The organism is Thalassotalea euphylliae, assembly GCF_003390335.1.
GTDB lineage: Bacteria > Pseudomonadota > Gammaproteobacteria > Enterobacterales > Alteromonadaceae > Thalassotalea_F > Thalassotalea_F euphylliae_B.
Genome location: NZ_QUOU01000001.1, coordinates 1,673,749 through 1,692,594 on the forward strand (window position 1 = coordinate 1,673,749; position 18,846 = coordinate 1,692,594).

Genomic DNA, 18,846 nt, shown 5'->3' on the forward strand with positions numbered 1-18,846 from the left:
TTTACAAAGATTTACGAGAGCGCACGGTTACATTGGCAAAAATTAGGCCGGCAACCAGCGACATAAAAATAAGAAAAGTTTGTGAGCCAATATCTGGTGTGTTGAGCATATCTTGCCCAGAAATTGCAGAATTTAGACCAATATAAACTTTACTACCAGGTACAAGTACCACTAGACCCAGCAGCATAACAATACTTGTCGGTAAATTCATTATCCGAGAGAACAAATTGCTGTATACGCCCAGCGCGAAAGCACCGGCAAAGGCACCGAGCGCATAGCCCAAATAAGGCGTAGCCAGTAGTGTCGCGCCATAGGCGACATAACCAGAGATAATCCCCCAAGGCGCATCTTTTTTACGCACTTGGAACATAATGACTAAGGTCATTGATAAAATGGTCACCGCAACCCAAGATGTCCAATTGGGCATGGCTGCTGGTTGCACAAAATCAGCTGTGCCCCAAATCAAGTTGCCAATAGCCATACCTAAGACGGCCCCAAAATAGAGTTTAAACAACACCATAATGGCATCCATGATACGAGCTGTACCGGAAACTAAATGCCGCGCGGCCAATTCAGATAAGCCCAAAGTCAGCGATAGGCCGGGGATAAACACAATAATGGCTGAGAGAATGACCAGCGGCATATTAATGTGCGGGTCAAAATTGGTAATGGCTGATGTCAGCAGTGCGCACACCAGTGCTGAAACTGGCTCTAACAGCTCTGTTACGCGTTCGGAACGTCCTGCCCAAAACACAAATAGCGAGACAACTAGCCCAAGCAGGCCTGACCAAAACACATCATTCCAGCTTGTGTGCATTAGCATCGCGAAGGCTGCACTTGAAGCGCCAAACGCGACAAATGTAATGGTTTTACCGTAGGGGTTGGGTTTGTTGTAAATTTCTTCGATGCGCTCTATGGCCTCGTCAAGCGTGCGTTGGCCTGAGCTAAGCTCGTCGACTAGTTCGTCAGTACGAGCTAACGAGCCAAGGTCTAAATCACCGGGCTTTACGCGAACAATGTAATTGTGTTCATTGCGCTCTTCGTCAATCAGCACAAACGTCAAGGAGGTTGGCGTGATAATAAATGACGCTTTGATCCCCAAAAAATTGGCGACACTTTGTAAATGTGCTTCAGAGCGAAACGAATTGGTGCCAAACTTGTGAAGCGCCTTGCCTAAACTAATGATAAATCGACGCTTTTGTTTGAAACTTGCACTTTGCGGCATGCGGGTGGTGACTCTTTTGATGCTGGTGTTGGCTCTAGCTTTGACTATGGTAAACAAATCTTGCTAGTTTTACAGTTAAAACTTGATTTGACAGGCGTTTATGGTGCTTTTATCACCGAAACTGCGCACGGGGATAACTGGGCGATGGTCAACATTAACAGTGAAAGATAACATTCAAAAGTAACGTTGAAATGCTAACACAACGCCCCCAAAAACAAATTAGCGCGTACAATTTTAGTTAACATGCAGCAATTAAAAGGAAGCACAAATGACTCTGCTGATTATTTTGGCTTTGGTTTTTCTCAGTGTTGCCATTATGGTGGTCTTGGGGGAAAAGTTCGGTAAACCGCTCGACCAGCCCACTCAACAAAAATACAGCAAAATTTTAATTGTATTGGTCTTTGCCTCACTGTTTATCGCGATACTGAAAAATGCCTTTGGTTAAGCAAAGTAAGCATTTGGGGCTTGCGACCTTAGCTGTCATTACAGCTGGCACTGTACCAGCCACTACACCTGCCATTGAAAAGTGGCGTGGTTACTTATATCGCTGCTTGCTTGATAGGTAAATTCGCTCACTTGCGCTACACCCGCGTGGGAAAGCGTATAAATGCACGATGAACGGGTACCGTATTCTTCCCCTTGAATAAATATCGCGCTGAGCTGCTTTTCCCAGTCGTACGGCAGCCCGGTATTCGGCAGCAGATTATCCGGTGCCGTTTGTTTATCGGTCAGTAATGCCTGCAATTCTTCGTGGCGAATATCGCTGTGCGTATTTACGTAGTGCTCTAGCGCTTGTTCGCCCTTCGCCATTTTCGGCCAAATATCGTCAAATGCACCATTACACAGGCTAAAAAAGCCCGATTGTTTGTGGGTAAGTGTTTGATTGACACTATCAAAGCAAGTCAGCCCCGCCTTGTTACGCCAAGCATTGTTGCGCCAGATATCACCCCACAATAAGTTAAAGCCTTGGTATTTATTGCTACTTGCCGTGAGGTATGCGCTTAGCTCGTTACTTGTCACCTCGTGAGCACTCAGTACTAAATCGCCACGGCTTTGATATTCACGGCTATTATCAATCGGGAGTTTGCGAAAGTTGGTCAGTGCGGCAAATTGTCCAGTTTTAGCGATTGCCATCCAAGTGCCACCTGCGGCCAAGTCTTTCCCTGCGAGCAATTGGTTATCTGGCCACCAGTGCATTGCTTGGGTCGGTCGCTGATGGAATTCATCGCGATTGGCGGCGATGATAAGCGGATATTGGGGATGTTGATGTAAGGCAATAAACAAAATACACATGCTTGCTACAGTATTTGGCGAAATTATGAATAATCGCTATAAGTTAGCGGATCCCGACCTTTAACAAAAGCTTGGGCTGCGCTAAAGTTAGCGCCAGCGCGAAAAAGTGGAAAATAACATGTTCGAACTCCCTCAACTTAACCTTAAAGACAAAGTGTCAGACACCGAGTGGCAAACTCGCATTGATTTAGCGGCTTGTTATCGCTTGGCCTACCTACATGGCTGGGATGATTTAATTTATACCCATATCTCAGCGCGTATTCCGGGTACGGATGAATTTTTGATTAACGCGTTTGGTTTGGCATTTGATGAAATCACCGCCTCAAACCTAGTAAAAATTGACCTTGACGGCAATATTTTAGACAGCGACTGTCCGTTTGAAATTAACCCTGCTGGTTTTACTATTCACAGTGCTGTGCACCAAGTGCGTCACGATGCGATGTGCGTGATGCACTTGCATACCAATGAGCTTATTTCGGTAGCTACGTTGAAAGAAGGCTTATTGCCACTGAGCCAATACTCAGCATTTGCGCTGGCATCAATGAGCTATCACGGCTACGAAGGCTTAGCAGTAAACGAAGATGAAAAAGCACGCCTGCAAGCCGATTTGGGTAATGCCAATTTTATGTTGTTGCGCAATCACGGCGGATTAACGTGCGGTCAGACAATCGGCGATGCATTTATGCACATGTACGATTTAACACGCGCGTGCCAAGTGCAGTTGCAAGTACAAGCCACTGGCGCTGAGCTAATCGAGATTGAGCAGAGTATTGTTGACAATATTAAAGCGCAAGCGAACGTAGTACATACGGGATTAACTGGTGGGCAAAAATCATGGCCGGCTATGTTGCGCCGTATTTATCGCCTAGACCCGAGTTTTGCGAGCTAACGCAAAACGTAGCAGTTTAAATTAGTGGCATCCAGTCGCCCCTAAACTTTACCAATACAATAGAGACACCCCGATGAAAATAACACACGTAGAAATTTTTGATATTCATTGCCCAGAGCGCCCGCCGTGGAACCCAGTTTTTGTTCGCATTCATACAGACGAAGGTATTCACGGGCTAGGTGAAGCCGGTTTAGCTTACGACTGGGGGCACAGCGCCGCCGCCGCAATGATCAAGGAAATATCTGAGGCGGTGTTAATCGGCTTTAACCCGTTTCAAACTGAATTGCTTTGGTCGCGCATGTTGCGCGAAAGTTTCTGGGGACTCGGTGGTGGCCCAGTACTTTATGCCGCAATGAGTGCTATTGATACTGCCCTTTGGGACATTAAAGGCAAAGCCTTGGGGTTACCTGTGTATCAGCTATTGGGCGGTAAAACCAATACTAAGCTGCGCACTTATGCCAGCCAATTGCAATTTGACTGGGACAAAGAGTGTAAGAAACTTATCGAGCCAGCGGAGTACGCAGAAGCAGCATTAAAAGCGATGGCCGAAGGTTACGATGCGGTGAAAGTTGACCCTATCGTGTATGACGCCAATGGTGAGTCTTCGTTTGATCGCACTAAATTATTTACTAAGCCGCAAATGCGCTTATTCGGGGATCGCTTGCGGGCGATCCGCGATGCCGTGGGTGAAGACGTGGATATCATTTTTGAATCACATTCATTGATGGGCGCAGCGTCGGCCATTCAAATGGGGGAAGTGATCGAAGAAGTTGGCTGTATGATGTATGAAGAGCCAGTGAACTACTTAAACTCGAAAGTACACAAAAAAGTGTCTGATCGCGTGAATGTCCCCATTGCTGGTGGTGAACGTTTATACCATCGCTGGGATGTGCGTCCGTACTTTGAAGATCAAAGCATTGATGTACTGCAGCCAGATGTTGGCTTATGTGGTGGCTTTACCGAAGCGAAAAAAGTATGTGATTACGCTGATACCTACGATATTCGAGTCCAAGCGCATGTGTGTGGTGGCCCAGTCGCAACGGCCGCTTCATTACACCTTGAAACGGCAATTCCCAACTTTTTAATTCACGAACATCACACCTACGCCATTAAAGCGTGGAACCGCGAGTTGTGTATTCAAGATCCACAGCCGAAAGACGGCTTCTTTGAAGTGTCTGAAACGCCGGGCATTGGTATTGAGTTAAACGACGAAGTTGTTAAGCGCTCACCACACGTAACGGTTAAGTAGCGCCCATGTAAATAAGCGAAGGAAAAATTGAATGACTGTGATTGCCGAACCGCCGATGCCTGAAAATGTCATCGCCAAACACGAGGCTGGTCAGCTAACACAAACTGGCTTGGCCGGTTCACTCGAACAACTGGTGATTGAGCATCAGCACTGCACAGCACGTGTTAGTTTATACGGGGGGCACGTGCTAGCGTGGCAACCTAAAGGCGAGCAAGAAGTGTTTTGGTTATCGAAGTCGCCAAGCTACCAAGCCGGTAAAGCGATTCGCGGCGGGGTTCCATTGTGTTGGCCTTGGTTTGGTGGGTGGCTTGGTACTCAGCCAGAAGCGGCTAAGGCTGGTAATCACGGTTTTGCTCGCACTGTATTGTGGCAACTGGCAAACCATGTGATTGACGACAAAAGTGTCACCATTGAGCTAGTGTGGCAGGGAAGTCAGCAACACCCCGTGTGGCCGTATCACGCAAAGGTGACACAAAAACTGAAATTTGGGCAAACGTTTGAACAGCAGTTTATTGTTGAAAACTTAGCAAGTGAGGCGTTTGAGTTTACCGGTGCCTTACACAGTTATTTTGCCGTCAGCAGCCCTGCGCAAGTGACAGCTCCTGCACTGGATAACGTATTATTTGATTGCAAATTAACGGGTAATCAACAGCAACGAGAAGTGTTGAGCAATCTGGTGGGCCCGCTTGATCGCATTTATCACAGCCAAGCAGAAATGGCGCTCATCGACACAGGCTTTGGCCGCGTTATTCGCATCGCGCCGCAAAATGTTAAGCAATGGGTGTTGTGGAATCCGGGGCAAGCGGTCGCGCAAGGCATGGCCGATGTGCACCAAGGTGGCGAGCAAGAATATGTTTGCTTAGAAGCCGCTAACACCCAGTGGTTAACCGTAGAGGCAGGACAGTCGCTAAGCTTTGGACAGGTAATTAGTGTAGCGCCTTTATAACTGCTCGGTAAGCATAAGCAGGGCTAACGTTTGTTAAAACCTGCTTGCGTTTGATTTTATTGCTGCTCAATTAAATGACGCTTGATTTACAAGCGTCAGATTAAAATGGCGAACAATTAAGGCTCAGCCTTAGCTGCCGTTAACTCATGCATAACCACGCAATTTCGTCCTTTGGCTTTCGCTTGATACAGCGCCCGATCGGCCAGTTGCACAATATCATTAAGTGACTCACCCGCTAATTGCCCCTCAGCCAGACCAAAGCTAGCGGTCACTTGCAGCGGTGTTGCTACATCAGGTGCTGTAATTTTCAGCGCTTCGATTGATTGCCGCATTCGCTCGGCTATGCGATAAGCTTGCTCGCTGTCTGTGTCGGGTAACATCATAATAAATTCTTCGCCGCCCCAACGGGCAACGACATCAAATTGACGAAGTGATTGTGAGAGTTGCTTGGCAATCACCTTGAGTACTTCATCTCCGGCAAGATGGCCGTGTTTGTCGTTAATACTTTTAAACTTATCGATATCGGTGATCACCACCGATAAAAATCGGTGTTTGTTGCGGATATCATCGGCTTTCCAATTAATAAAGCTACGATTGGGTAGCTGGGTTAAGAAGTCGGTTTCTGAGTCTTTTACCAAATCGTTTTTAAACGTAGTAATGTTGTATTCAAACGCAAAATACAAGGCCAATGACACGAGGAAAAATATCAGTACGGTACTGACCAATTGCTGCCAGTAAAGACTCTGCTGATAAGGTGGCGGCGCGACCAGGTACATGTCCCACTTTAACGCAGGAATTGCGATTTTACTGATGATGTAGTCGCTGCCATCCACCTCGACCAAATGATTTGCTTGCCCTTGCTGCTCCATAGCGTGGTATGGCTCAAACCATGGCAGGCTAGACAAGTTAACGATTTCATCACGGCGGTGATGACTTTCGGTTTTCATTAACGAAGAAGATGTCAGCGTAATGTCGTTGTGCTGATCGGCCACAAAAAGCTCGTAGCCAAAATCATCGCTAAATGTGCGAAAACGCGCCGAAAATTCATCTAAATCAACACCAACGCCAGTAAAGCCGAGAAACTTACCGTCATCATCGCGCAATTTCACATCGAAATAAAGGTGCGGGTTTTCAGCGTTGCCAATATCAGCAATTTGCTCTTCAGGTAACGACTTTAAGCGATGAAACCATTCGGCTTGTTGATCGGAAAGTGAAGTTTCCTTACCGTTGGAGTCGAGCATCAAATTGTGTTGTTCAACCGCAACAAACGCGAGCAGCTTGTAGGCGTTACTAAAGCCGTGCAAGTACGAACGCACTTGTGCCTTATCCAACTGAGGCGCCTGCACAGTTTGTTTGATGTAATAACTGTTCGCCATGTGATGCGCGATAGTCAGTGGGCGAATAATTTCGCTGGTCGCGAGCGTGAGTAGTGGCACTACTGCCTGCTGTTGATGGTGGATATGATCTCGTATGACCTTGTTAAAGGTAAAATACGAGGTCATGATCAGGACGATGACGGTGGTGATAAAAATTAATGTCACATGTCGGTCAAATCGCTTTGTTAGCCTCATGCTAAAGACTCGTCAATACTGCTACGGAAATCGCCAGTATAGTATTAATGTTAATACAGTGCTGCAACAAGTGACTAACCAATACGCAAATTTTTGCGGATTAACGCGCGTGTAAAGGGTATTTTTAAATAAAAGCCGCGTGGTAAAGTTTTAAATGGCCGGCCGTGTTTGTCGAAGGCATCTGTTTTCACTTTACTGTTCGCCGCTTTTGGCCTGAGCTGCATGACTTGCCCGTGTTTACCACTGATATTCTCAACTTCCCCTAGCACTATCATATCGATAAGTTCTTGCCAGTCGTTGGCAAGCAAGGTTTCTTCTTCCGCAGAAGGTGACCACAAAAATGGCATAGCGACAATGCGCTCAGGCACGGGAATCTCGCGCTCGGCGACAATTGGCACCCACAACACCCGTTTGAGCTTATTTTTTACGTGACTATTTTGCCAAGTGGCTCCGACGAGTCCGGTGAGTGGCGCGACACTGACAAAGGTGGTTTCTAGCGGCTTACCGTCACGGTTAATGGGGATTGTTTTTAGTTCAATACCAAGTTCTGGGAAGTCAGGCTCTGGCTTGGAGCCTGCGGTCGCCCCCAAAGTATACTCCAACAACTGTCCCGGCCAACCTTTGTCACGGCGCAAATTAGCCGGCACGGCAATACCGGCTTGATGGGCTATTTCGCCTAAGGTGTAACCCGCCAAACTTTGTGCCTTAGTGATCAGTGTTTGCTCGGAATCGGGAATATTTTCTTGTGGGGTAATCATTTAGTCGCGCAATATACAGGTTTGCCGACATTCTAACCCGATTAATCGCAAGCAAAAAATAATCTGGCAAATAATTTGCTCAGGCCAAGAGTTTGTGGAAGAATCAAATCATAACGAATTTGTTGCTGGGAGTTCCTGTGATAGATGCCGAAGGCTATCGAGCCAACGTCGGCATAGTAATAATCAATGACAGGGGACAAGTATTTTGGGCAAGACGTTTTGGGCAACATTCATGGCAGTTTCCACAAGGTGGAATTGACGAAGGCGAGTCAGCAGAAAAAACCCTTTATCGTGAACTATACGAAGAAGTGGGCTTAAAGCCTGAGCATGTCAAAATTGTTGCAACAAGCAAACATTGGCTGAGATACAAATTACCAAAGAGATTTATCAGACACGATAGTAAACCCGTATGTATTGGGCAAAAACAAAAATGGTTTTTGTTGAAACTGGTCGCAGATGATTCTGCGGTTAATTTAATCCATTCGTCGCACCCTGAATTCGACGACTGGCGTTGGGTAAGCTACTGGTATCCTGTCAGACAGGTAGTATCTTTTAAGAAGGATGTTTATCGCAAAGTGATGAAAGAGTTTGCTTCGCACGCAATGCCATTTCATCGTCATGACCGTAGAAAACGTCGTAACTGATTGTCGTAAAAGATTATTATTATGTGAAAATCGCCTGCTTTATGCGGGCGCTTTTATTATCTGCTACTAACTTTTATTATCTTTTATACCAATTGAATTAATTAATTGATCAATTCAGAGCGCTGTCAGCGGTGGGAGAACAAGCCAAATTTTTGTTGATATAGTTGTTCTACATCTCATCAATTTGGCGCCGTTATCGCGACGCTGACACGCTCCCAAAGGGCGAGTTTAAAAGGTTCATATGCTGCGTTATTGATTTTGACAAGGGAGCGACCATTCTCTGCAATCAATGCCTTGCCTCTGAACCTTTTAATTCTCGCTGAATGATTAAGTATTTATTTCAATTGGTATTAAATAACAACGGAGCCCATTTCACCCATTCTCATTGTCAAATATCAATTGCATGTCACTTTTAATCGGTATACTAATCATAACTGAGCTAATGGCGCAGTATGCGCCCAGAAAATGAATCGAAAAGTAATAGATAAAAAATAGAAAAGGAATTGCATGTTAACCACTTTACGCCGCATCGTGTTGGACTTTGGTCGAGAGCCAGAGTTGCAGATCGCATTACAACAGTTAGTGACGCAAGTGAAACAGGCAATGACCACCGATTGTTGTTCGATTTACTTAGCTGATTACCAACAACAACACTTCTTATTGATGGCGTCTGACGGCTTAGCACAAGGCTCATTGGGGTATACCCGTATTGGTTTTAATGAAGGGCTTGTCGGCCTAGTCGGGCAGCGCGAAGAGCCCTTAAATATCGCCAATGCTCATGCCCACCCGCACTTTAAACAAGCGCCTGAAGTGCAAGAAGATGACTTAAAAGCCTTCTTGGGTACGCCAATTATTCATCAGCGTAAAGTGATCGGTATTTTATCGATTCAGCAAAAACACGCGCGCAGTTTCAATGAAAACGAAGAAGCATTTTTAGTCACCTTGGCGGCACAGTTGGCCACGGTGTTGGCCGACGCGGATAAACAAAATCACGCTGAGCAAGGCGGTTTACAACCCTTTCAGCAGCTCAAAGGAATAGCCGGCTCATCAGGTGTAGCGATGGCACCTATGAAAGTCGTACAACCCAGGGCTGACTTGCGTAAATTGCCGCTGCAAAAAGTGTATGCAAGCGCTGAACAGTTGGACAGATACCATAAATCGGTACTTAAAACTCGCGTAGATTTTGAAGCGATGAGCTTAAAGCTCACGAAGATTGTTGCGCAAGACACCTTAGATATCTTTGAGGTCTATAAACAGCTACTCGATAATGCCAGCATAGGCAAGGAAGTCGAAGCAAAAATCAAAACCGGTTGGTGCGCGGAAAGCGCCTTGAAGTTGGTGATTGATCACTACGCGATGCAGTTTGAAGCGCTGGAAGAGCCCTACCTGCGCGAGCGTGCCAGTGATATTCGCGATTTGGGTAATCGCGTTTTGTTTAACTTGCAGCAGTTGTCATTGGCCAGTGAAGCTTTGCCTGAGCAGTTTATTCTAGTGGCCGATGATGTGACAGCATCCATGATTGCGGAATATCAACAGCGTGGCTTGCAAGGTATCGTGTCGTTAACTGGCTCAAACAACTCCCATGCGGCAATTTTGGCGCGAGCTATGGGTTTACCAGCTATCATGGGGGTGAGCTCTTTACCCTTGAGTCAGCTTGATCACCAACAAGCAATACTCGACGGTTACAGCGGTGATTTATTTATTTCGCCAGACGCCACCTTAGTGCAAGAGTATCGCCACCTAATTGAAGAAGAAACGGCTTTAACGGAAAAGGTTAAAGCGGTTATCGGCTTACCGGCAGTCACCCCAGACGGCCGCGCAATCGAATTGGTACTTAATGCCGGTTTAAGTGCAGGGTTTGAGCATTCGCAAAAAGTAGGGGCGTTGGGGATTGGCTTATACCGCACTGAAATTCCCTTTATGAACCGCAGCTGTTTTCCATCAGAGCATGAGCAAACCGTCTGGTATCAAGAAGTATTACAAGCATTCCCTAGTCACAGTGTGACCATGCGGACGCTCGATGTGGGCGGTGACAAAGCACTGCCTTATTTCCCCATTCAGGAAGATAACCCATTTTTGGGGTGGCGTGGGATTCGCATTACCTTAGATCACCCTGAGATTTTCTTGCTGCAAGTGCGTGCTATGATACGAGCGAATATTGGCAGCAACAACCTAGAAATCATGCTGCCAATGATTGCTAGTGTTGGTGAAGTAGATGATGCAGTACGCTTGATCAATCAGGCGTATTACGAGCTTTGTACTGAGTATGAGCAAAAACTCACTAAACCGAGCGTTGGCATTATGCTTGAAGTGCCGGGGGTCTTGTACCAACTGAAAGAGTTGGCACAACGCGTCGACTTTTTCTCGGTTGGAAGTAACGACTTAACCCAGTATTTGTTGGCCGTTGACCGCAATAATTCACGGGTTGCCAACCTTTATGACTTTTACCACCCAGCAGTGCTGAGAGCGCTTAATTTTATTGCTCAGGAATCAAATAAGTACTTGGTGCCGTTAAGTTTGTGTGGTGAATTAGCCAGTGAACCTGCGGGTGCTCTGCTATTATTAGCAATGGGGTACGACAAACTCAGTATGAACTCATATAACATTAGCCGAGTGAAGTGGGTCATTCGCCATGTCGAAATACAAAGAGCAAAAGTCATGCTCTCTCATGCGTTGACCCTCAGCACCGCCCAGCAAGTTCACAATTATTTAAATGAGCAATTGGAATTACTTGGCCTAGGCGGTTTTGTTCGGGCGGGCATGTAGTCGAAATCTTGCCAGTACTCGCTTTTAGGTATTTGGCACTCAAACCCTCGGCAACTAAACTTTCGGCAATTAAGTAATCAATAAAAGAGCATTAATGCTAACCACGTTTTTTGTTTTTTGTTTAGTTTTAGGCGCGCTTGTTGGCTTGCTAGCGGGCTTGCTTGGTATTGGCGGCGGGCTAGTGATTGTGCCAGCGCTTGTTTATCTGCTGCCTATTGCTGGCGTTGAACCTGCGCTTGTTATGCCTGTGGCATTGGCGACATCGCTCGCCACGATTGTCCTCACCTCTATTTCGGCTGTTCGTGCGCATCATAAAAATCGCAATATACCGTGGGAGCTAGCGCGACAAATTATGTTAGTGGTTGCGGTTGGCGCTTTGCTTGGCGCCTTTATTGCCGATACCTTGTCAGGTCAAACCCTCACCTATATATTCGCCACCGCAGTCAGCTTGCTGGCTGTTTACATGCTGGCTTCTATTCGCAAACCAACTTCCAGAGCAATGCCAAGCGCGTTTGTTTTTCAAGTTTCGGGTTTAGTGACCGGCGTTATGGCGAGTTTAATGGGGATTGCTGGCGGCGCTATTTTAATTCCACTGTTGAGTTACTTTGGCGTGCAAATGCGACAAAGCATTGGTGTTGCAACCGCTTGTGGATTGGTGGTCGCCTTGTTTGGCTCGCTTGGTTATATCATTACAGGCTTAGAACAAAGCGCATTGCCAACGTGGAGTCTAGGTTATATTTACTTGCCAGCACTACTGGGCATTAGCTTAACGTCGTCTTTATTTGCCCGCTATGGGGTAAAGCTGTCGGCTAAATTGCCCGTTAGAACATTAAAAAAGGGCTTTGCCGTTTTCTTAATTCTAGTGGCGATTCGCATGGCGATATAACCTTGAAAAAACACTGTGTAAAAATAACGTCCTTCATCGGCCTGCGACCCTAGAATTTGAAGGTGGAACTAGGCATAATCTAGCTAAATTTAACAACCTATCGCCAATGCAAAGTTGGTGAAATTATAAGAATTTTCATGTCATCTGATTTTATTCAATTTCCGGCGATTGACCCGGTTATCTTTAGTGTTGGCCCAGTAGCGATCCGCTGGTATGGGTTGATGTACCTCATTGGCTTTATTGCAGCCATGTTTATCGCTAACCGCGCAGCAGACAACAGCAAGGGCGAGTGGACACGTGACCAAGTCAGTGATTTGCTGTTTTATGGCTTCCTTGGTGTGATTTTAGGTGGACGATTAGGTTATGTGTTCTTTTACCAGTTTGAATATTTATTGGTTGAACCAATGTACTTATTTAAGATTTGGGAAGGGGGCATGTCGTTCCACGGCGGTTTACTTGGCGTGATCACGGCCATTTTCTTGTTTGCACGCAAAACCAATAAGCGCTTTTTAGCGGTAGGTGATTTTGTTGCTCCGCTTGTGCCAATTGGTTTAGGTATGGGGCGTATTGGTAACTTTATTAACGCTGAACTTTGGGGACGCCAAACTGATATGCCGTTGGGCGTAGTCTTTCCAAACGACCCACTTGCCGTGCCGCGCCACCCCTCGCAGCTATACGAATTTGCGCTTGAAGGCGTTGTGTTATTTGCCATCTTGTACTGGATCGTGCGCAAGCCAAGAACCCTAGGTTTGGCCTCTGGTGCTTTTTTAATTGGCTACGGCGTATTTAGAACCTTTATCGAATTCTTCCGCGAGCCAGATGCGCATTTAGGGTTTATTTTTGCCAATGTTACGCAAGGGCAAATTCTCAGTTTCCCAATGATTTTAACCGGCGTTGCCATTATTGTGATCGGTCGCAATATGAAGGCCAAGGCAGCAATTGCGGGAGCAAGTAAATGAGACAGTACTTAGATTTATGCCAGCGCATTGTCGATGAGGGCGTTTGGGTCGATAACAAGCGCACAGGCAAGCGTTGTTTAACCGTAATTGATGCTGAACTTAAATACGATGTAGGCAACAACGAATTCCCACTTATTACTACGCGAAAAAGCTTTTGGAAAGCGGCAATTGCCGAGTTATTGGGGTATTTACGCGGCTATGATAATGCCGCTGATTTTCGCGCTATTGGTTGTAATACCTGGAATGCTAACGCCAATGAAAACGAGGCATGGCTAAACAACTCACACCGTAAAGGTGAAGACGATATGGGGCGTGTTTATGGTGTGCAAGGTCGAGGTTGGGCCAAGCCAGATGGCGGTGTTGTTGACCAGTTAGCAAAGCTTGTTAATGACCTAAAAAACGGCATTGATGATCGCGGTGAAATACTGTCGTTTTACAATCCAGGCGAATTCCACATGGGCTGCTTGCGCCCTTGTATGCACACCCACAACTTTTCATTACTGGGCGATACACTGTACTTGACCAGTTATCAGCGCTCGTGTGACGTGCCGCTGGGCTTGAACTTTAATCAAATTCAAGTGTATGTGCTATTGGCATTGGTGGCGCAAATTACTGGTCATAAAGCAGGTATGGCGTACCATAAAATTGTTAATGCGCATATTTATGAAGACCAGCTAGCGTTGATGAAAGACGTACAGCTAAAACGCGAGCCATTTGCTGCGCCTAAGTTAAACATTAACCCCAATATTAAAACCTTAGAGGATATTGAGACTTGGGTGACATTGGATGACTTCTCGGTAGAAGGCTATCAGCACCACGACGCTATTGCCTACCCGTTCTCGGTCTAGCAACAAGATACATAAAGCCAGCAGATTTAATAGCAGCATAACTGCTGCTATTTTTCATTCGTGGCATGATTCGTATGATTTAACTTGCTTTTAGTTTAATAATTTCAATAAGCTTTTAGTTTAAAAAAACATAACAACAATAAGGAATTCACTATGAGTATCTCAGCCGAATTGGCCATTACTGGTTTGTACACCAGTTTGCTAGCCATTCTATTTATTGCTCTGTCATTTAATGTCAGTCGATTACGTTTAAAGCATAAAGTGAGTATTGGCGGCGACGGGGTGAAGCCATTAGAAAAAGCCATTCGTATTCAAGCCAATTTTACTGAATACGTGCCGCTGGCATTAATTATGTTAGCCGTGTTAGAGCTGGCTGGTTTAGCGGCAATGTGGCTACACATTTTGGGCTTAACAATTTTGCTAGGGCGCGTACTTCATGCCATGGGCTTAACCAAAACCTTAGGCGTTTCTCTCGCACGCCAAATCGGTACATTGGCAACCTTTATGGTATTGCTTGTAATGCCGGTTATCTTCTTGGTAATGACTTACTTATAAGTGTCAATAAGCATTAGGTTATGACTAACGGCCCATTGCTAAAACCCTATCGCGAACGAGCAGAGCGTCGCCATAACAAATAGCTGCTACAGTGATAGCACATAAAAAACGCGCTTAATGCGCGTTTTTTATGTCGATTAATGTCTACTGCTGATCTTAAAAATCTATCGCTTAGCTATCACTTAACAGCATACCAATATGTGGAATGCCATCTTCTAAATACATGTCGGTGACTTGTTTAAAACCATGTCGGCCATAAAACTTGGCTAAGTGCTCTTGCGCGGAAATTTTGATGGCTTTTTCATTGAAGTGCGATTGGCATGCGCTGATGCCTGTTGTCAGTAAATCGTGCCCAAGCCCTGTACCACGAGCACTTTCAGCAATAATGACACGGCCGATACTGTTATAGTCTGGGTAACTTGTCCCTTTGGGTAAAATGCGTAAGTAGGCTTGTATTTGCTCATCTTTATAACAAAATATATGCAGTGTTTGCGGGTGACGATCTAAGTCGTCTAGGTCGGGGTAGTAGCAGGTTTGTTCAACAACGAAAACATCAACTCTCAGCTTGAGAAAGTCGTAAAGCTCGTTGGTGGTCAGCTGCTCAAAAGATTTTATTTGCCAGTTCATGGTGATTCAGTACCGCTATTTAATACCGTTTGGTTATCGCGGTATTGAAGCACAAATAGCGAAATGAAAACAACCGATGAAAACAGCCCAGAAAAATAACCTAGGAAAACAACTAGCTTGCTTGCTTTAATACTTGCAGTTGGCCTTCGTAATTTTTGTTGGCCAAGTAACTAATTATTTCCTGTTTGTAAGCCTCAATATCCATTTCAGGAAACTCGCGACTAAAGACTTCGTTTAATTCACAAGGTGTCAGAAAAAGAATATAGCCCAGAGGCAAGAACCTAGGGTTAAAGTCTTTTTGATAGACTGTGGCTCGGATTTGATGAGCGGAATAAAACTCGTGCTTTCCGTATCGTTTTTCTAGCGTTGGCAACAATTTTGTGCCGTATTTTTTTAATGACCAATATGTAAACATAGCTATTCCTTAGCAGTGATATTATGGGAGGTATCAAATATTGCCGTCCATATTTTGAGGTCGAAAATTATACAATTGTAGGTGTTGATTGCAATGGGCATTCGTGTACATTTTGGTAACAATTTGATTACATAATGAATAAAGTCTTCAAACGTTTGGTATAAATCACATCTGGGATGAAAAATCACGCTGGAAAAGGTTTGGACAAGGCTTGTATCCGGTAAAGCACAACAATGAATGACTTTCTCACTCACCTTAGGCATTTTATAGTGGCTAGCTATAACAGAAGTCTATGTCTTTCATGTGATTTGGCATTAGCATTTAGCTAAGTGGCAACAGATGATGATGGGTCAAAACATCGCTAATGGGTATGTGCACGCCATGTTGCCCAACGTATGTCAGAAAAAGGTTTGAAAATGACAAATATTCGCACGCTATTTACCACTAAACGCCTCCTCTTGAATTTACTGGTGGTCGGTACACTAGGCACCTTGCAACTGGCTAACGCGCATGGTCATGTAGACGAAAGTGCCGCAGTTATTCGCTATGATGCCATTCATCATCCCGTTATTGGCAAAGGCGGCATGGTATCGAGTCAACGTATGCTTGCTAGCCAAATTGGTGCGGATATTCTTGCACAAGGCGGTAATGCGGTTGATGCAGCGGTTGCAACTGGGATCGCGCTGGCGGTAACACTGCCGCGTGCAGGTAATTTAGGTGGTGGTGGTTTTATGTTAGTGCATTTAGCCGAAACACAAGAAACCGTTGCAATAGATTACCGAGAAATGGCACCAAGTGCCGCCCATCGCGATATGTTTCTCGACACAAAAGGTGATGTAGACAATCAAAAAGCCCGTTTTAGCCATGCCTCTTCTGGGGTGCCGGGTACGGTCGCGGGGCTAGCTCATGCCCTTAACAAATACGGCACAATGAGCTGGCAGCAAGTGGTTCAGCCAGCTATTGAATTAGCAGAAAAGGGCATTCTGGTTTCTTATGATTTATCGGAAAACTTAAAAAGTCGTAAAGCCTGGTTAACAGCTAACCCAGCAACGGCAAAGGCTTATTACAAAGCGCATAATGTGCCGTATGAAGCAGGCGAAGTGCTTGTACAACCAGACTTAGCAAAAACGCTTAAACGACTCGCTAAACATGGCCCGCAAGAATTTTACACGGGGAAAACCGCAGAGCTCATTGCCACAGATATGAAAAAGAATGGCGGCTTAATTACCATGCAAGACTTGGCTAATTACAAAGTCGCTGAGCGCGAGGTCGTCACGACAACTTACCGTGGATACGAGGTTGTCTCGATGCCGCCAACAAGCTCGGGTGGTGTTCACGTTGCACAAATGCTCAATATTCTTGAAAACTATCCAATCAAGGAACAGGGTTTTGGCAGCGCAAAGAACTTGCACGTGCTCAGTGAAGTGATGAAGTTGGCTTATGCGGATCGCAGTAAATATCTGGGCGACCCGGATCATTTCGATGTACCAATCAAAGGGCTAACCAGCAAGGCCTATGCTAAATCGCTGATGAGCCAAATATCTATGGCTAAAGCGACACCTGCAAGTGAAATTAACCCGGGTAAGCCTGCGCCATACGAAAGCCCAGATACTACGCATTTTTCTGTGATGGACAAATACGGAAACGCGGTTTCTAACACCTACACGCTCAACTTTTCTTATGGTTCAGGCATTGTTATCCCGGGAACAGGCATATTGATGAACAATGAAATGGACGACTTTTCATCAAAACCTGGCGTGCCAAACGGTTTTGGTTTGATCGGCGGTGAAGCCAATGCCATTGCGCCAACGAAAAGACCATTGAGTTCGATGACCCCAACAATGATCCTAAAAGATGGCAAGCCATATGTCGTTGTGGGTAGCCCGGGCGGTAGCCGAATCATCACTACGGTATTGCAAGTGATAGTTAACGTACTGGATCACGATATGAGTATTGCCGAGGCCGTGCACGCGCCCCGCGTTCACCATCAATGGCTACCAGATGTTTTCCAACTAGAGCCGGGCTTTAGCCCTGACACCATTGAGCTACTAAAAGCCAAAGGGCAAAACGTAGAGAAAGCTAAAACTATGGGGAGCGTGCAATCCATTATGTTTAAAGACGGTTTGTTCTACGGTGTTTCTGATCCTCGCAGACCGGGCGCAGGCACCGTTTCAGCGGATTAGTGATGACGCTTTGAAGAGAAGTTATCAATAAAAGTCGTTAACAAAAAGTGCTTGGCTATGTGCGCAGGGAAAAGCAACAGCCAAGCAACTGTTTGTTGCTCAAAACTCATTCCTTTTTTTATCAAGTCGCTATTAGCCTAATCGCATATCTGTAGTTTCTTTGGCTACCAATTCGCGTAGCTCACGCAAATCATTAATGACTTTAGCATTCGTCGGCGCCTCGTCATTTTGCTGACCTTTCAACCACACGGCTTGAATACCCGCTGCTAGCGCTGGCTTAATATCTTTAGCCAAGCTATCGCCAATCATGGTTGTTGTGGCGCTATTGGCATTAATTTCGCTCAAAATAGCGGGTAGGAATGCTGGGTCACCTTTTGAAACCCCTATGTTTGCAAAACAGAAATAGCCCTTAATAAACTGGCTTAACTGCACGCGAGCAAATGCTTTTTCGATATCGCTTTCTGTGGAATCTTGTGCGCTTGTCGCAATATAAATATCAGCGTGTTGTGATAGGTGAGCTAAAGTTTCAAAAGCGCTATTTACGGCTTCAACTTGCGGCCAGTCACACATTTTTCCGTCAACATTAGGAAAATCAACCATCAGTGTATTTCCCCAGTCAAATAGGAATATCGGTCGGCTTATTGTGGTTGTTTGTGTTGTTGATTGTGTGGTTAGGGCGCGCATAGCTTATCCATTTCTTCTTTGGAACGATTTACATTGCTAAAAGCCATTGTTGTTTAATGGCGCTTACTTCATCGACTTCGCGAGGGTTTAATACCGGCTCTGCTGAATCAAGTATTTGCAAACGTGTATTGATAAAGCGGCAATGCACGGGTTTGTCGCCTTGTAAGTCACCTTTTATTGAACCATAGGAGTCAAGGTAATTTAAAGCGCCACTCATTTCTTGCGCTCCCGCATATAATTGACTGCTCTGTGAGCAAGCATCATCAACGATTCCAGCGTAAAGACAGAGAAAATAATTTTAGATTTCATCGCACCTCCTTATGCACTTTCTACTATGTAAAGGTACTA

19 protein-coding genes are annotated in these 18,846 nt (G+C 45.4%); 11 read left to right on the top strand and 8 right to left on the bottom strand.

The genetic code is table 11. The annotated features are described in order from the left end of the window. Nucleotide 1 precedes the first annotated feature (1 nt). Nucleotides 2-1,225 carry a threonine/serine ThrE exporter family protein gene (locus DXX93_RS07365; RefSeq protein WP_116007531.1) on the bottom strand — a complete coding sequence of 408 codons (1,224 nt, stop codon included), beginning with the start codon at nucleotides 1,223-1,225 and terminating at the stop codon, nucleotides 2-4. 268 nt (nucleotides 1,226-1,493) lie between these two features. On the opposite strand from DXX93_RS07365, the gene DXX93_RS20780 reads away from it, so the two are divergent. After that, entirely contained in the window at nucleotides 1,494-1,670 is a 177-nt protein-coding gene (locus DXX93_RS20780; protein ID WP_181902167.1) for a hypothetical protein, read from the top strand. Nucleotides 1,671-1,732: 62 nt separating this feature from the next. Here the strand turns inward: DXX93_RS20780 and DXX93_RS07375 are convergent, their stop codons facing one another. After that, nucleotides 1,733-2,518 carry an NRDE family protein gene (locus DXX93_RS07375; protein ID WP_116007533.1) on the bottom strand — a complete coding sequence of 262 codons (786 nt, stop codon included), beginning with the start codon at nucleotides 2,516-2,518 and terminating at the stop codon, nucleotides 1,733-1,735. Nucleotides 2,519-2,636: 118 nt separating this feature from the next. Here DXX93_RS07375 and DXX93_RS07380 point away from each other — a divergent pair, with 118 nt between their 5' ends. The 3 genes from DXX93_RS07380 (at nucleotide 2,637) to DXX93_RS07390 (ending at nucleotide 5,602) form a co-directional block, all read left to right on the top strand. After that, nucleotides 2,637-3,407 (top strand): class II aldolase/adducin family protein, encoded by a 771-nt coding sequence (locus DXX93_RS07380; protein ID WP_116007534.1) that lies wholly within the window; start codon nucleotides 2,637-2,639, stop codon nucleotides 3,405-3,407. A 73-nt stretch (nucleotides 3,408-3,480) separates the two neighbouring features. Continuing rightward, complete coding sequence (locus tag DXX93_RS07385; RefSeq protein ID WP_116007535.1) at nucleotides 3,481-4,656, top strand: mandelate racemase/muconate lactonizing enzyme family protein; 1,176 nt, start codon at nucleotides 3,481-3,483, stop codon at nucleotides 4,654-4,656. Nucleotides 4,657-4,687: 31 nt separating this feature from the next. After that, nucleotides 4,688-5,602 carry a D-hexose-6-phosphate mutarotase gene (locus tag DXX93_RS07390; RefSeq protein WP_116007536.1) on the top strand — a complete coding sequence of 305 codons (915 nt, stop codon included), beginning with the start codon at nucleotides 4,688-4,690 and terminating at the stop codon, nucleotides 5,600-5,602. A gap of 116 nt (nucleotides 5,603-5,718) precedes the next feature. Here the strand turns inward: DXX93_RS07390 and DXX93_RS07395 are convergent, their stop codons facing one another. Next, nucleotides 5,719-7,143 carry a sensor domain-containing diguanylate cyclase gene (locus DXX93_RS07395; protein ID WP_181902168.1) on the bottom strand — a complete coding sequence of 475 codons (1,425 nt, stop codon included), beginning with the start codon at nucleotides 7,141-7,143 and terminating at the stop codon, nucleotides 5,719-5,721. 104 nt (nucleotides 7,144-7,247) lie between these two features. Next, nucleotides 7,248-7,931 (bottom strand): DNA mismatch repair endonuclease MutH, encoded by a 684-nt coding sequence (gene mutH, locus DXX93_RS07400; protein WP_116007538.1) that lies wholly within the window; start codon nucleotides 7,929-7,931, stop codon nucleotides 7,248-7,250. Nucleotides 7,932-8,068: 137 nt separating this feature from the next. On the opposite strand from mutH, the gene rppH reads away from it, so the two are divergent. From rppH to DXX93_RS07430, 6 genes are all read left to right on the top strand, one after another. Further along, complete coding sequence (gene rppH, locus DXX93_RS07405; RefSeq protein ID WP_116009867.1) at nucleotides 8,069-8,575, top strand: RNA pyrophosphohydrolase; 507 nt, start codon at nucleotides 8,069-8,071, stop codon at nucleotides 8,573-8,575. 507 nt (nucleotides 8,576-9,082) lie between these two features. Continuing rightward, a complete protein-coding gene (gene ptsP / locus DXX93_RS07410) occupies nucleotides 9,083-11,341 on the top strand; it encodes a phosphoenolpyruvate--protein phosphotransferase (RefSeq protein ID WP_116007539.1) in 2,259 nt (752 codons plus the stop codon). A 94-nt stretch (nucleotides 11,342-11,435) separates the two neighbouring features. Further along, entirely contained in the window at nucleotides 11,436-12,227 is a 792-nt protein-coding gene (locus tag DXX93_RS07415) for a sulfite exporter TauE/SafE family protein (protein WP_116007540.1), read from the top strand. A 137-nt stretch (nucleotides 12,228-12,364) separates the two neighbouring features. Continuing rightward, entirely contained in the window at nucleotides 12,365-13,186 is an 822-nt protein-coding gene (gene lgt, locus DXX93_RS07420; protein ID WP_116007541.1) for a prolipoprotein diacylglyceryl transferase, read from the top strand. Next, entirely contained in the window at nucleotides 13,183-14,034 is an 852-nt protein-coding gene (locus DXX93_RS07425) for a thymidylate synthase (RefSeq protein ID WP_116007542.1), read from the top strand. The genes lgt and DXX93_RS07425 overlap by 4 nt, the downstream gene beginning before the upstream one ends. Before the next feature lie 153 nt (nucleotides 14,035-14,187). Beyond that, nucleotides 14,188-14,589: an MAPEG family protein gene (locus DXX93_RS07430; protein WP_116007543.1), complete on the top strand. Its 402-nt coding sequence runs from the start codon at nucleotides 14,188-14,190 to the stop codon at nucleotides 14,587-14,589. Nucleotides 14,590-14,760: 171 nt separating this feature from the next. Here the strand turns inward: DXX93_RS07430 and DXX93_RS07435 are convergent, their stop codons facing one another. Together DXX93_RS07435 and DXX93_RS07440 are read right to left on the bottom strand one after the other, a co-directional pair. Then, entirely contained in the window at nucleotides 14,761-15,216 is a 456-nt protein-coding gene (locus DXX93_RS07435) for a GNAT family N-acetyltransferase (protein ID WP_116007544.1), read from the bottom strand. Nucleotides 15,217-15,328: 112 nt separating this feature from the next. After that, a complete protein-coding gene (locus DXX93_RS07440; RefSeq protein WP_116007545.1) occupies nucleotides 15,329-15,631 on the bottom strand; it encodes a DUF6559 family protein in 303 nt (100 codons plus the stop codon). 416 nt (nucleotides 15,632-16,047) lie between these two features. On the opposite strand from DXX93_RS07440, the gene ggt reads away from it, so the two are divergent. Next, nucleotides 16,048-17,814 (top strand): gamma-glutamyltransferase, encoded by a 1,767-nt coding sequence (gene ggt / locus DXX93_RS07445; RefSeq protein WP_116009868.1) that lies wholly within the window; start codon nucleotides 16,048-16,050, stop codon nucleotides 17,812-17,814. 132 nt (nucleotides 17,815-17,946) lie between these two features. Here ggt and DXX93_RS07450 read toward each other — a convergent pair whose 3' ends face one another. Both DXX93_RS07450 and DXX93_RS07455 read right to left on the bottom strand, forming a co-directional pair. Beyond that, a complete protein-coding gene (locus DXX93_RS07450) occupies nucleotides 17,947-18,498 on the bottom strand; it encodes an HAD family hydrolase (RefSeq protein WP_116007546.1) in 552 nt (183 codons plus the stop codon). Between the two features lie 28 nt (nucleotides 18,499-18,526). After that, a complete protein-coding gene (locus DXX93_RS07455) occupies nucleotides 18,527-18,715 on the bottom strand; it encodes a hypothetical protein (RefSeq protein WP_116007547.1) in 189 nt (62 codons plus the stop codon). Nucleotides 18,716-18,846 lie beyond the last annotated feature (131 nt).